We start from the raw sequence: 13,017 nt of genomic DNA on the forward strand, positions 1-13,017 counted from the left end.
CCCTTGCTCATTTTACGATGACGCCCTGTCAGCAATGACCGGCGGCCGGATCGTCCAGCGACACCCCTTGCCCTTTCGGCAAACCTTGCTCTTCGCTCTGGCGCAGCCGGCTGGGTTGCAACTGTCCGGCCGCCTCCAGCGCCGGGTAAGCCGCCGCGCAAAGATGCGAGTGTATGCGCTTGAGATCGCGCAGGATGTCCAGATGCAGCGAGCTGGTTTCAATGCTTTCCAGCCTCCCTTCGCGCAGGCGTTGCAAATGTTGCTCGGCAGCGCGCATTTCCAGCTCCCGGACCCGGGTTTTCTCATCCAGCAACTGCCGCGCCGATTTCACATCGCCGGACAGAAACACGCTGAACGACAGCTTGAGGTTGTCGATGATCAGCCGGTGAAAGGCTTCCAGCTCCTGCGCGCCCTCGCGCGAGAACTGCAGCTGGCGCTTGATCTTCTTGGCCGCCAGCTCCATCAGGTTCTTGTCGATGATGTCGCCGATGTGTTCCAGGTTGATCGCCAGCGCCATGATCTCCATCGCCCGCCGGCCTTCGGCTTCGTCCAGGCTGTCGCGCGTCAGTCGCACCACGTAAAGCTTGATGGCTTCGTGCAGGCTGTCCACCGCGTTGTCGCGCTGCGCCACTTCGGCCACCAGCTTGCGGTCATTAGTGAGTATGGCCTGCATGGATTCGCGCATCATGGTTTCCACGATGTCGCCCATGTGCAGGGTTTCACGTGCGGCGCAGGCCAGCGCCACGCTGGGCGTATTCACTACGCTGGCGTCGAGGTACAGCGGCACGGCCGGGTCTTCGCTGCTGCGTTTTTCCGGCAACCAACGGGTCAACAAACGGCTCACCCAGGGCAGCGGCAGGATGAACAGCAGCGCCACCGCCGCATTGAACAGCGTGTGGAAATCCGCCGCCAGCCTCGCCGGGTCGGCATCCCACTGCGCCAAGGCCTGACTCAGCGGCGACAGCAAGGGCAAGGCCAGTGCGCAGCCCACCACGCGGGTAAGCAGATTGCCTGCCGGCAGACGGCGATGCGCCGGGTTGTCGCTGGACAGCCCTTCAATGAAGGGGTTGAGCGCGCTGCCAAGATTGGCCCCTAGCACCAGCGCACAAGCCGCCAGCGGCGTGATGAAGCCGGACACGGCCAAGGACATTGTCAGCAGCACGGTTGCCACGCTGGAATGGGCCAGCCAGGTAATCAGCGCGCCGATCAGCAGGGTAACCAAGGGGTCGCCGGTCAGCGCGCCCAGCAGGGTGCGCACCACTGGCGCGTTTTCCGCCGGTGCCAGGCTGGTAAGCAACAGGTGCAGCGACAGCAGCATCAGGCCAAGGCCGATGGCGACGCGCCCCAGATCGCGCCCGCGCGACTGCCGGCTGCGCTTGAAGGCCACCACGCCCACCACCAGCAGCAAGGGTGAAATGGCGGAGGAATCGAATGACAGCAGCTGCACAATCAAGGTGGTGCCGACATTTGCGCCCAGCATCACCGCCAGCGCGGGAGTGAGATCCACCAACCCGGAGGCGGAAAAAGACGACAACATCAGGGCGGTGGCAGTGCTGCTTTGCAATAGCGCGGTGACGCCGAGGCCAGCGAGAAAAGCATGCGCGCGGGTACGCAACACCGCGCTCATGGCGCGCCGCAGACCAGCGCCAAAGGCGCGCACGATGCCGCTGTGAACCATGTGCAAGCCCCACAGCAGCAAGGCGACGCCGCCCATCAGATCCAGCAGGATGGTGGTAGCCATTATTGTTCTCCCCTGACGCGTCCTGATATGTTTTCGGCCGGTTATCAGCCCGGCTTGAACAGACTTGGCGGCACAAGCTGCGAAGAAGCCACGCGGGGCCTCGGCAGCAGCTGCCGATCTGTCGAGTTTATGGACTAGTCCAGATGGGATTTGTCTTGATCCGACCTCCACCTGTCAGCATCCGCAAACACCGTCTTTCGGGTCGCCGGCAACAGCGCAACAGACGGGCCTGTTGTCAGCGGCTCATAAGCTCAATAAAGCACAACAATGTCGCAAGCGCACATGGGCAAAACGTTACCAAACGTTGGCCTCCGCCGGCAGACAACCTTCGGCCAACAGGGTAATCAGCGCATCGCCGGCCTCTGAAAGCGGACCATCGTTGCGCAGCACCAGACAGCCCGGCGGCGGCGCATAGGCCTGCGCCTGGAGCAGCCGGCGCCGGATTGCCTCGGCATCCTCCCGGCCGCGCCGCGCCAGTCGGGTCGCCAGCACCTCGGGGCTGGCGGTGATCCATAAGGGGCGCAGCTGCGGAAACAAGGCCACTGCTTGCGGCAACACCGCGCGGGAACCGTTGGCCACCACGTCCAGCCCCCGCTCCAGCCACAAGCCCACCTCCGCGCCCAAACCATAGGCCAGCCCATTGCGACGCCAGCTCAAGACAAAGCAACCGGCCTGTTCGCGCCGGGCAAAATCCGCCTCGCTCAGCGCAATGTGATTTTCGCCGCCGGCATCCGCCGGCCGGGTGATGTAACGGTGGGCGAATACCGGCCCGGCCTGATGCGACATGCGCTCTCTCGCATATGCCAAGAGGCTGTCCTTGCCAGCGCCGGAGGGGCCGATCACCAGCCACAGCCTTCCGCTGCGCTCAGTCATGGCGTTGCACCTCGCCACTGAAAGCGCAGGACGCCAGATAACGGAAAGGTTGGCCGGGGGCATCTTCGGCAAACACCGCCAAGCGGTCCACCGTCAGCCGGGCGTGGGAGGCAAAGCACGCGCGCGCAGCGTCCAGCAAAGCCTGCGCCGCAGGGCGATCCGCCGCCATGCCAGCCGCCAGCGTGTAGTGAAAGCGATAGTGCTCGAACACATGCGGATAGCCCCAGCGACGGGCTAGCGCCTGCCGCCGCGCGTCCAGCCCCGGCCAGGCGCGCGCGCTGTCGGCCGGAGCGGCCAAGGGCGACAGCCCCACCACGCAGGCGGCAGCCAGTTCGCCCAACTCGGGCGGCGGCGTCAGCGCTCTCAGCGCGGGGAAGCCTGCCAGCCAGGCGGGCTGCAAATCCACGGCAAAAGGCGCAAAACCCGACGCCAGCGCACTGACCGCCGTCAGCAACCGGCTTTCATCCACGCCGTCGCGCAGGGCGAACGGCGCTTTCAGGGTGGCATGCCAGCCATAACGGGCGGCAACGGCGGTGATCTCGGAGAATGCCTCGGCCGACCAGCCGGGAACCAGCGGTTGCACCACCTGTGCGCCGCTGTGGGCATCCTGACCCAGCCAGGCACTGCCGGCGCGCCAGAAGGCGCTGTCGGGCGGCGGCGCATGGTAAATGGCGTAGCGCATGCTCTCAATCCTCCATCACCAGTTGCACTAGATCACCGTTGAAATGGGTCACACCGTATTGCACCGGTACGCCGGCTGGGTCGACATTCAGCGATTTGACGTGCAGCACCGGCCGGTTCTTGGGAATGCCCAGATAATCCACCACCTCGGCGTCCGGCAGTCTGGCGGTAACGCGGGTAAAGCGCCGGGTGTAATCCTGCACCCCGAAATGCTGCAGCGTGCGCGTGACGGAGCGATGGCGGTAATACACCTCTGGCAGGCCGGGAAAGCGGGCAGCGGGAAAAAACATGGTGGCATAGTCCACTACCCGCAACTCTACCCGGCTAAGGGTGCGGATGCGGTGCACCTCCTCGCCCGGCTGCAGCGCCAGCAAGCCAGCCAGCTCGGCAGAGACGGGCAACAGGTCTACCGAGAGAATGTCCACATCGGAACTGAGATTCTGCCGCGCCATGTTCTGCGAGAAGCGCGTGCGCTTGCTGATGGCGTAATCGATGGCGTTGTCCTGCACGAAAGTGCCGCGCCCCTGCTCCACCCGCAACAAGCCGCGCTCCACCAGCGTGGACACCGCGCGGCGGATGGTGTGGCGGTTGACGCCAAAGCGTTCGGCCAACTGCAGTTCGGTGGGCAGCCTCTCCCCTGCCTGCAAGCGCCCGCCGGCGATCTCTTCCGCCAGCGTGTTTTCAATCTGCCGCCACACGGCCACGCCTGAGCCTCTTTCTATCATCGCTGCACCCTTTTCAAGGACGGCCTTCCCGGCCGCCGAATGGTCCATCACCGACACGAAACGGTCATCGAATCTTCACCGGAACATGCTGTTTTCACGTTTGCGCTGGCCATTATCATGCAGTCGTCTATACGTTTATATGAATTTTTCTTGAACAAGACCGAGCGAACCCAAAGCATGGATATCCCGACAAGACAGCGCTGGCTAGGCGTGCTGGCCAACAGCGAAGCGGCTGCGTTGCAGACGTTGCTGAGCCCTCATCTGCCACCGCCGGAACACGTGGAATGGCTGCGCCAGCCGCAAACCGGCCTGGTGATGGTGGAGGGGCGCACCGGCGGCGCCGGCGCGCGCTTCAATCTCGGCGAAGTAGCCGTCACCCGCGCCAGCTGCCGCTGGCAAGACCTGACCGGTCACGGCTGGGTGCGCGGCACCGACCCGGCGCACGCCGCGCTCATCGCTCAGGCCGACGCCCTGCTGCAAGCGCCCGACCGGCACCCGGCGCTGATGGCCGCCGTCATTGAACCGCTGGCCGATGCCTTGCGCGCCCGACGCGAACTGGCCTCGCGTCAGGCCGCCGCCAGCAAAGTGGAATTCTTCACCATGGTGCGGGGTGAATGATGCTGCATACCGGATTCAAGCACCCCGTCGACGACGCCCAGCGCAATTTCCGCGCGCTGCTGGAGGCGCTGTCCCGCCCCTTGCAGCCGCGCGCGCTGCCGACGCTGCCGCCGGCCTTGCCCGGCCTTGCCGCCGGCACGGTCGCCCTGCTCTACACGCTGGCGGATCAGGACGTGGCCGTGTGGCTGCCGGACCTGCCGGCCGACACGCTGGCCACGCTGCGCTTTCACACCGGCATGACGCTGGCCGCCTCGCCGCTGGCGGCGGATTTCATCGTGATTCCCACCGGCCGCGCCCTGCCGGCGCTGGACGCCTTGCCCGCGGGCGAAGCCGAGTACCCGGACCGCGCCGCCACGCTGATCATCGAAACCGGCGCCTTTCACCAGTGCGATGTCGAAGCCTCCGGCCCCGGCATCGCCGCGCCGCTGCGCTTTGGCGCACAAGGTTTGCCGAAGGACTTCTGGCGGCAGTGGCAGGTCAATCACGCCCGCTACCCGCTGGGCGTGGACGCGCTGCTGGTGGCGGACGGCGTGATTGCCGGCCTGCCGCGCAGCGTCTCGGTCAAGGAGGGATGACATGTATGTAGCCGTCAAAGGCGGAGAAACCGCCATCGCCCGATCCTGGGACCTGCTGGCCGCGCGTCGGCGCGGCGACGAGGCCGTACCCGAGCTGAGCCTGGCGCAGATCCGCCAGCAGTTGCGGCTGGCCGTGCACCGCGTGATGCAGGAAGGCTCGCTCTATGACGAAGAGCTGGCGGCGCTGGCGCTGAAGCAGGCCGCGGGCGACGCCATGGAAGCAGTGTTCCTGCTGCGGGCTTTCCGCACCACGCTGCCCCGTCTGGCCACCAGCCTGCCGTTGGACACCAGCGCCATGCGCGTGGCGCGGCGCGTGTCCGGCACCTTCAAGGATGTGCCCGGCGGGCAGATACTCGGCCCCACCGCCGATTACACCCAGCGTCTGCTGGATTTCTCGCTGGCGGAGCCGGCTGCGACGCCGCGCTGCGAACTTGCAGAAGCGCCCCTGCCCGAGTGCCTGCCCAGCGTGCTGGACTTGCTGGCGGCAGAAGGCCTGATGGAAGCCGACCTGCCGCCGCCGGACGACCCCGCCCCGGCCGACCTCACCCGCGAGCCGCTGCTGTTTCCCGCCGACCGCCCCGCCCGCCTGCAGAATCTGGCGCGCGGCGACGAAGGCTGGCTGCTGGGCCTGGCTTACTCCACCCAGCGCGGCTACGCGGAGAATCACCCTTTCGCCGGTGAAATCCGCATGGGCGAGATCAGCGTGATGCTGCTCCCCGACGAGCTTGGTTTCGAGATCGACATCGGCGCCATCGTGGTTACCGAATGCCAGATGATCAACCAGTTTGCCGGCGGCCCGCACGCGCCGCCGCAATTCACCCGGGGTTACGGCCTGGTGTTCGGCGAATCCGAGCGCAAGGCCATGTCGATGGCGCTGGTGGATCGCAGCCTGCGGGCGCAGGAGCTGGGCGAAAGCACCGGCTCGCCGGCCCAGCAGGCCGAGTTCGCCCTTTGCCACAGCGACAGTGTGGAAGCCTCCGGCTTCGTCCAGCATCTCAAATTGCCGCATTACGTGGACTTTCAGGCCGAGCTGTCACTGATCCGCACACTGCGCGCCGAACACGACCGCCAACAGGATGCCCCGCATGACTGAACCCTTCTCCCCGCCTTCGGCCAACCTTGACGACCGCTGGCGCTACAACTTCGGTTTTCTCGACGAAAACACCAAACGCATGCTGCGCCGCGCCCTGCTCAAGGCTGTAGCCGTGCCCGGCTATCAAGTGCCCTTCGGCAGCCGGGAAATGCCGCTGCCTTACGGCTGGGGCACCGGTGGCATCCAGCTGACAGCGGCAGTGATCGGCCACGAAGACGTGCTCAAAGTGATAGACCAGGGCGCTGACGACACCACCAACGCCGTCAACATCCGCCGCTTTTTCGCCCGCGTCGCCGGCGTGGCCACCACCACCGTCACCCGCGACGCCACGCTGATACAGACCCGTCACCGCATCCCGGAAACACCGTTGGCCGAAGGCCAGATCATGGTGTTCCAGGTACCGGAACCCGAGCCTTTGCGCACGCTGGAAGCCAGCGAGGTGGAAACCCGCAAACTGCACGCCCATCAGGAATACGGACTCATGCATGTCAAGCTGTACGAGGACATCGCCCGATACGGCCACATCGCCACCAGCTACGACTATCCGGTAATGGTGAACCGCCGCTATCTAGCCTCCCCTTCTCCCATTCCCAAATTCGACAATCCCAAGCTGCACCGCAGCCCGGCGCTGATGCTGTTCGGCGCTGGCAGGGAGAAGCGCCTCTACGCCATCCCGCCGTATACCGAGGTGGAAAGCCTCGCCTTCGAGGACCATCCCTTCGAAGCGCAGCACTGGTCGCAGGCCTGCGCACTGTGCGGCAGCTCCGACAGCTATCTGGACGAAATCATCGCCGACGACGCCGGCGTGCGGCAGTTTGTCTGCTCGGACACGGACCACTGCCGGCAACAGCGGGAGGCCGCGCAATGACACCCATCCTTTCCGTACAAGGCCTGCGCAAGGACTATGGCAACGGCCAGGGCTGCTTCGACATCGATTTCGAGCTGTTTGCCGGCGAGGTGCTGTGCATTGTCGGCGAATCCGGCTCCGGCAAATCCACCCTGCTGGCCACGCTGGCCGGCAAACTGGCGGCGGATGACGGCAGCGTGGTGTTCCGCGACAAGAACGAACGCGCCCATGAGCTGACCCGGCTGGCGGAAGCGGAACGCAGGCGGCTGGCGCGCAGCGAATGGGGCTACGTCACCCAGCACGCCCGCGACGGGCTGCGCATGAATGTGTCGGCCGGCGCCAATGTCAGCGAGCGGCTGATGGCGCTGGGCGAGCGGCACTACGGCCGGCTGCGCGCCGCGGCCGCCGACTGGCTGGAGAAAGTGGAAATCGGCGCGGACCGTCTGGACGACAAACCCTGCGCCTTTTCCGGCGGCATGCAGCAAAGGCTGCAAATCGCCCGCAACCTGGTGACCCGGCCGCGACTGGTGTTCATGGACGAACCCACCGGCGGGCTGGATGTCTCGGTGCAGGCGCGCTTTCTCGACCTCACGCGCCGGCTGGTGCACGACAATCGCATCGCCGTCATCATGGTGACGCATGATCTGGGCGTGGCGCGCTTGCTGGCGCAGCGCACGCTGGTGATGCAGGGCGGCCGCGTTGTGGAGGCCGGTCTCACCGACCAGATTCTCGACGACCCGCAACACCCTTACACCCAGCTTCTGGTGTCTTCCATTCTGCAGGCCTGAACCATGACCCGACTGATAGACGCGCAATCTGTTTGCAAAACCTTCGTGCTGCACCAGCAGGACGGGCTGGCGCTGCCGGTACTGGATGATGTCTCGCTGACGGTGGACGCAGGCGAATGCGTCGCGCTGACCGGCCCCTCGGGCGCCGGCAAAAGCACCCTGCTCAAAGCCCTGTACGCCAACTACCTGACCGGGCGCGGGCGCGTTCTGATCCGCCATCGGGACCGTTGGGTGGACATGGCCGCCGCGCCGCCGCATGAAGTGGCCGATGTTCGCCGCCACACCCTGGGCTATGTCAGCCAGTTCCTGCGCGTGATCCCGCGCGTGCCGGCACTGGACATCGTGGCCGAACCACTGCTGGAGTGGGGTTGCCCGCAAGCAGAAGCCCGCGACGAGGCGGCCGCCTGGCTGGCGCGCCTCAATATCGCGCCCCGCCTGTGGCGCTTGCCGCCCGCCACCTTTTCCGGCGGCGAACAACAACGGGTCAACATTGCGCGCGGCATGATCGCCCCGCGCCCCATCCTGCTGCTGGACGAACCCACGGCCTCGCTGGATACCGGCAATCGCGACGTAGTGGTGGCGCTGATGCGCGAGGCACTGCAGCGCGGTGCGGCGCTGGTGGGCATTTTCCATGACGAAGCCACTCGCGACGCCATCGCCACCCGCGTCTTCGACGTGCCGCTGGCGCGCGCAACGGAGCAAGCCGCATGAGCACGCTACTGACCAACGCCCGGCTCATCCTTGCCGATGCCGTCATCGAGCGCGGCGCGCTGCTGATCACGCAAGGCCGCATTGCCCATGTTTTTCCCGCGCCGCCCGCGCCAAATGAACTACCGGCTTGCGAAACGGTGGATCTCAACGGCGACGACCTCATCCCTGGCCTGGTGGAAATCCATACCGACAACCTGGAAAAACACCTGATGCCGCGCAATGGCGTGCTGTGGCCGGTACTGCCGGCCGTGGTCACCCATGACGCGCAGTGCGTGGCCGCCGGCATCACCACGGTGTTCGACGCCTTGGCGGTGGGCGATCTGGAAGGAGAAAGCGTACGACTGGACACGCTGCACACGGCCTTTGCCGCCATTGATCAAGGCATGCGCGAAGGCGCGCTGCGCGCCGATCACCTGTTCCATCTGCGCTGCGAGCTGGCGTTTCCACGCCTGCTGGAGGAGTTGACGCCGCTGATCGACCACCCGGCAGTACGGCTGGTATCGGTGATGGACCACACACCGGGCCAGCGCCAGTATCGCGACATCGCCCAGTACCAGAAGTACTATGCCAAGAAAAAGGTCAGCTGGACGGAAGACACCTTTTTGCAGGCCGTGGCCGAGCGCAAGGCGCGCCAGCTGCAGTACGCGGCTGGCCACAAGGCCGCGGTAGTGGCCATGGCACGCGAGCGCGGCCTGGCGCTGGCCAGCCATGACGATACCGACGCCGCGCACGTGCGAGAGGCGCAAGCGGATGGCGTGCGGTTGTCTGAATTCCCCACCACGCGCGAAGCGGCAAGCGAAGCCCGTCGGCTGGGCCTGTCTACGGTGATGGGCGCGCCCAATGTGGTGCGCGGCGGTTCGCACTCCGGCAATGTGGCCGCGCTGGAGCTGGCGCGCGCCGGCCTGCTGGACATCCTGTCATCGGACTACGTGCCGGCCAGTCTTCTGCATGCCGCCTATCTGCTGGAACGCGAAGCCGGCTGGCCTTTGTGGCGCGCCGTAGCCACGGTCAGCACCAATCCGGCCCAAGCGGTGGGCTTGCTGGATCGCGGCTGCATCGCAGAAGGCCAGCTGGCCGACCTGGTACGGGTAAAGCCGCATCCGTCGGCGCCGTTGGTGCAACGGGTATGGCGACAAGGAAGCATTGTGTTCTGACCTTGCGCCCAAGAAACACAGGCATGAAAAAACCGCTGCCGGCCAAGCCGTGACAGCGGTTTTTCATGCCTGCCGCAACTGCGGAATCAGGCTTCCAGCAGCTTCTTCACCACGTCGATATAGCCTTGTTTGGCATCGTCGCCGCTCATGCCCTTGAGCTTGTCCCAAGCGTCGTATTTGGCGCGATTGATGAAATCCATCATGCCTGGGCGTTCGCCGGCGACATCGCCGTCGGTGGCTTGCTTGTACAGCGCATACAGCTGCAGCAGGGACTGATTGTCCGGACGCTCGGACAGGGAGGTAACGTCGGCCTGCGCCTGAGCGAACAGGGTATTGAGATCGGACATGGTTCTTCCTCGTAATCAGATCGGCGGTATGTTCCGCCATGCTTGGTCCGGGCTGCGCGCCCGGTGTCGTGGCCCGGCGCTAAGCTACGCGCCGGCTTGCTGAATGTAGCATGAAATCCGGCCTATTTCCCAGCAGAAGCCGGGATTTGTCCCGGCTGCAGCGGGTCTGCCTCGCTGTCCGGCTCAAGGCCGATATGAATCACCTTGTAGCTTTTCACAGGTCGCCCCTGGCGAATGGCGGGATAGAAACGCGCCTGCTGGAAAAAGGGCAGCAAGGGCTGCTCGGCGCCTGCGGGTCGGGCGCTGGCTACCTGTACCGCGTCCACGCCGCCGGTTTCGTTGATGTACACCCGCAAAGTGATGTCCACGTCGTCCAGCGAGAGTCCGTAAGGTTCGAGCAACTGGATGGGCGCCTGCTCCAGCGCCAGCACGTCCAGCTGCCTGGCCGCGTAATAGAAATCCAGCCCGAACTGCATGCCGGCGCTGTTCTCCGGCCCTTCTCCGTCCGCCAGCTCGCTTAGCGGCATGGAAGCGGTGCTGGGAGGCAGGTTGGCCGAAGGCGCGGAGGCAGGCTTGGGCGCATCGGCGACGGGAGACGACGCCTCTCGCGCAGCAGGCAAAGGCAGGGGGTTGACCGCCGCCTTGGGCAAGGAGGATGGTGGCAATGCCACCGGCTCGGGCTGCTTCGGCGCAAGGGGTTTGGTCTGGTCGGGCTGAACGCGGTCAGGCTTTGCCGGCGCGGCGCTCTGCAGCGACACTGTCAGGCTATGGCCGGTACCGCTCGGTTTGCCCTCTAGCGCCAGCCGGAAGAATAACGGCGCATGCAAAAGAACGGACAGGCTGAGCATCAGCAGCAGCCTGTCCGCGTCCGTCAGCGCGGACCATTTCCACTCCGAGGGGAGCCAGGTCCATCCTGTCGGCCATTTCATGACAGGATCAGCGCTCCCGGTCTGGCTTACTTGGCATTCAGCAGCTGTTCGATCTGCGCAGTATCGATAGCGCCCGGCACCATGCGGCCATTGGCGAAGATCAGGCCCGGCGTGCCGGTAATGCCCAGTTGGCTGCCGATTTCCTGGATCTTGGCAATCGGGGTATCGCATTTGTCGCTGCCGGTGAGCGGCTTGCCATCGCGCATGAAAGCGGTCCAGGTGGCGGCGCGGTCCTTGGAACACCAGATCTGGCGCGCCTTGCGGGAGGCGTCCGGGTGCAGCTCATCCAGCGGGTAAAGGAAGGTGTAAATAGTGACGTTGGTCACGCCCTTCAGGCTGTCCTGTTCAAGACGCTTGCAGAACGGGCAATCCGGATCGGTAAACACCGCCATCTTGCGCGCGCCGTTGCCGCGCACTTCCTTGATGGCGTACTGGAACGGCAGCTTGCTGAAATCCACCTTGTTGAGATCGGCCATTTTCTCTTCGGTCAGACTGACCTTGCGCTCGGCATCGATCATGTCGCCCACAAAGATGTAATTCACCTTCTCGTCGACATAGACCACCTGCTTGCCCTTTACCACCACCTCAAAGATGCCCTTGAGCGGGGTTTCGCTGACGCTCATCACTTCGCGGTTGGGGAAACGGCCGGCAAAGGCCTGCTTGACTTCTTCGGTGGCGGAGGTGCCAGCGTTGGCGGTGCAGGCAACCGCGCCCAGCAGGATGGAGGCGGCCAGCGCCAGAGTCTTGATGGTGGTTTTCATCGGAAATCCTTGTTAAAAGCCGATGGCATGGCGGGCAAATTGCCGCTTGATCGGAGTCAGTCTGTCGGTGAGAGACAGTCCGGCATTACGCAACCAGCCGATGCCCGGCAGGTTTTTTTCATGGAACAACCGGAAAAGGCTGTCGCAAGTGTACTGCATGGTTTTGACCGCTTCACGCCGTTGTCGCTCGTAACGCCGTAAACGCAGCCATTCTCCCGGATCGCGCGCCTCGCGCAGCAGCGCCGCCAGCGTGGCCGCATCCTGAAAGCCCAGATTGACGCCCTGCCCGGCCAGCGGATGCACGGTATGGGCAGCGTCGCCCACCAGCGCCAGGCGCTGGCTGACCACGCTTTCAGGCTGGATCAGCCGCAGAGGAAAAGCCGCCGCCGGCGTCAACAGTTCGAAACCGCCCAATTGATGACCGCCCGCAGCAGCCACGCGCAGGCACAGGTCGTCCGCGCTCAGCGCCAGCAAGGCGTCCGGATCGGAAGTTGACCACACCATGGACACTCGGTTCCCCGCCATGGGGAGCCAGGCAAGAATGCTGTCGCCGGTAAACCACTGGCGCGCCACCCCGCCATGCGGCAATTCGCAGGCGAAATTGGCCACCACGCCGCTCTGGTCATAGGTTTTGACGCTGGCCTCCACACCGGCCTGACGCCGCGCCCAGGAGTTGGCGCCATCCGCGCCCACCACCAGCTTCGCCGTCAGCGCGTCTCCATTGGCCAGCACCAGCCGCGCCTGCTCGGCGTTGCTGCTCAGGCTGTCCGGCCGCACGCCGCTCAGGCAGCGCACCGGGCTGTCAGCCAATCTGGCCCACAAGCCGGCAAGCATCCAGCGATTTTCCGCAATATAGGCCAGCGCGTCCGCGCCGGCGTCGCTGGCGGCAAAGCGGATGCGCCCGCCGGCATCGCCGGCCACATCCATCGCGCTGATCACGCCAATGCGCCGCTCGTCCGGCCAGGCGCCCATTTGCTGCAAAAATGCGCGATTGCGCGGGCTGACGGCGTAAATACGCGCATCCCAGCCCTCCTCCAGTTGGCCGAAGGCCGGTTCTCCGCCCTCCATCAGGGCGATGCGATGGCCGCTGTCGGAGAGCGCCAATGCCAGACTGGCGCCCACCAGGCCGCCGCCAATGATGATGATGTCGAAATCCTGTTGCGTCATGGCGGCG

General features: G+C 65.3%; 15 protein-coding genes. 7 read left to right on the forward strand and 8 right to left on the reverse strand.

All coding sequences use genetic code 11. From position 1 onward, the window contains the following. Window positions 1-28: 28 nt before the first annotated feature. The 4 genes from Q0P52_RS07280 to phnF all read right to left on the reverse strand — a co-directional run bounded on the left by Q0P52_RS07280 (window position 29) and on the right by phnF (window position 4,020). The gene (locus Q0P52_RS07280; protein WP_293765468.1) at window positions 29-1,741 is read right to left on the reverse strand and encodes a Na/Pi cotransporter family protein; all 1,713 of its coding nucleotides are present in this window, start codon (window positions 1,739-1,741) and stop codon (window positions 29-31) included. Window positions 1,742-2,035: 294 nt separating this feature from the next. Further along, the gene (phnN, locus tag Q0P52_RS07285) at window positions 2,036-2,614 is read right to left on the reverse strand and encodes a phosphonate metabolism protein/1,5-bisphosphokinase (PRPP-forming) PhnN (protein ID WP_293765470.1); all 579 of its coding nucleotides are present in this window, start codon (window positions 2,612-2,614) and stop codon (window positions 2,036-2,038) included. After that, window positions 2,607-3,296, reverse strand: a complete 690-nt coding sequence (locus Q0P52_RS07290; RefSeq protein WP_293765472.1) for a DUF1045 domain-containing protein — start codon at window positions 3,294-3,296, stop codon at window positions 2,607-2,609. Before Q0P52_RS07290 ends, phnN begins: the two co-directional genes overlap by 8 nt. A 4-nt stretch (window positions 3,297-3,300) precedes the next feature. Continuing rightward, window positions 3,301-4,020 (reverse strand): phosphonate metabolism transcriptional regulator PhnF, encoded by a 720-nt coding sequence (gene phnF / locus Q0P52_RS07295; RefSeq protein ID WP_293813691.1) that lies wholly within the window; start codon window positions 4,018-4,020, stop codon window positions 3,301-3,303. 150 nt (window positions 4,021-4,170) lie between these two features. Between phnF and phnG the strand changes: the two genes are divergently transcribed. The 7 genes from phnG to Q0P52_RS07330 are packed head-to-tail and all read left to right on the forward strand — an operon-like array spanning window position 4,171 to window position 9,806. Continuing rightward, window positions 4,171-4,638, forward strand: a complete 468-nt coding sequence (gene phnG / locus Q0P52_RS07300) for a phosphonate C-P lyase system protein PhnG (RefSeq protein WP_293813692.1) — start codon at window positions 4,171-4,173, stop codon at window positions 4,636-4,638. Then, window positions 4,635-5,213 carry a phosphonate C-P lyase system protein PhnH gene (phnH, locus tag Q0P52_RS07305; protein ID WP_293761841.1) on the forward strand — a complete coding sequence of 193 codons (579 nt, stop codon included), beginning with the start codon at window positions 4,635-4,637 and terminating at the stop codon, window positions 5,211-5,213. Before phnG ends, phnH begins: the two co-directional genes overlap by 4 nt. Before the next feature lies 1 nt (window position 5,214). Next, complete coding sequence (locus tag Q0P52_RS07310) at window positions 5,215-6,306, forward strand: carbon-phosphorus lyase complex subunit PhnI (RefSeq protein WP_293761843.1); 1,092 nt, start codon at window positions 5,215-5,217, stop codon at window positions 6,304-6,306. Beyond that, entirely contained in the window at window positions 6,299-7,174 is an 876-nt protein-coding gene (locus tag Q0P52_RS07315) for an alpha-D-ribose 1-methylphosphonate 5-phosphate C-P-lyase PhnJ (protein ID WP_293761845.1), read from the forward strand. Before Q0P52_RS07310 ends, Q0P52_RS07315 begins: the two co-directional genes overlap by 8 nt. Beyond that, a complete protein-coding gene (gene phnK / locus Q0P52_RS07320; RefSeq protein ID WP_293761847.1) occupies window positions 7,171-7,941 on the forward strand; it encodes a phosphonate C-P lyase system protein PhnK in 771 nt (256 codons plus the stop codon). Before Q0P52_RS07315 ends, phnK begins: the two co-directional genes overlap by 4 nt. Window positions 7,942-7,944: 3 nt before the next feature. Continuing rightward, the gene (gene phnL, locus Q0P52_RS07325) at window positions 7,945-8,652 is read left to right on the forward strand and encodes a phosphonate C-P lyase system protein PhnL (RefSeq protein ID WP_293761849.1); all 708 of its coding nucleotides are present in this window, start codon (window positions 7,945-7,947) and stop codon (window positions 8,650-8,652) included. Beyond that, a complete protein-coding gene (locus Q0P52_RS07330) occupies window positions 8,649-9,806 on the forward strand; it encodes an alpha-D-ribose 1-methylphosphonate 5-triphosphate diphosphatase (RefSeq protein WP_293761851.1) in 1,158 nt (385 codons plus the stop codon). The genes phnL and Q0P52_RS07330 overlap by 4 nt, the downstream gene beginning before the upstream one ends. Before the next feature lie 86 nt (window positions 9,807-9,892). On the opposite strand, the gene Q0P52_RS07335 is transcribed toward Q0P52_RS07330, so the two are convergent. The 4 genes from Q0P52_RS07335 to Q0P52_RS07350 form a co-directional block, all read right to left on the reverse strand. Beyond that, window positions 9,893-10,153 (reverse strand): acyl-CoA-binding protein, encoded by a 261-nt coding sequence (locus tag Q0P52_RS07335; protein WP_293761853.1) that lies wholly within the window; start codon window positions 10,151-10,153, stop codon window positions 9,893-9,895. Window positions 10,154-10,275: 122 nt separating this feature from the next. Further along, the gene (locus Q0P52_RS07340; RefSeq protein WP_293761855.1) at window positions 10,276-11,082 is read right to left on the reverse strand and encodes a hypothetical protein; all 807 of its coding nucleotides are present in this window, start codon (window positions 11,080-11,082) and stop codon (window positions 10,276-10,278) included. Window positions 11,083-11,108: 26 nt separating this feature from the next. Then, window positions 11,109-11,843, reverse strand: coding sequence for a DsbC family protein (locus tag Q0P52_RS07345; RefSeq protein ID WP_293761857.1), 735 nt, complete (start codon window positions 11,841-11,843; stop codon window positions 11,109-11,111). 12 nt (window positions 11,844-11,855) lie between these two features. Beyond that, entirely contained in the window at window positions 11,856-13,010 is a 1,155-nt protein-coding gene (locus Q0P52_RS07350; protein ID WP_293761859.1) for a UbiH/UbiF family hydroxylase, read from the reverse strand. Window positions 13,011-13,017 lie beyond the last annotated feature (7 nt).

The sequence above is a fragment of the uncultured Aquitalea sp. genome (genome assembly GCF_945957525.1).
Taxonomy (GTDB): domain Bacteria; phylum Pseudomonadota; class Gammaproteobacteria; order Burkholderiales; family Chromobacteriaceae; genus Aquitalea.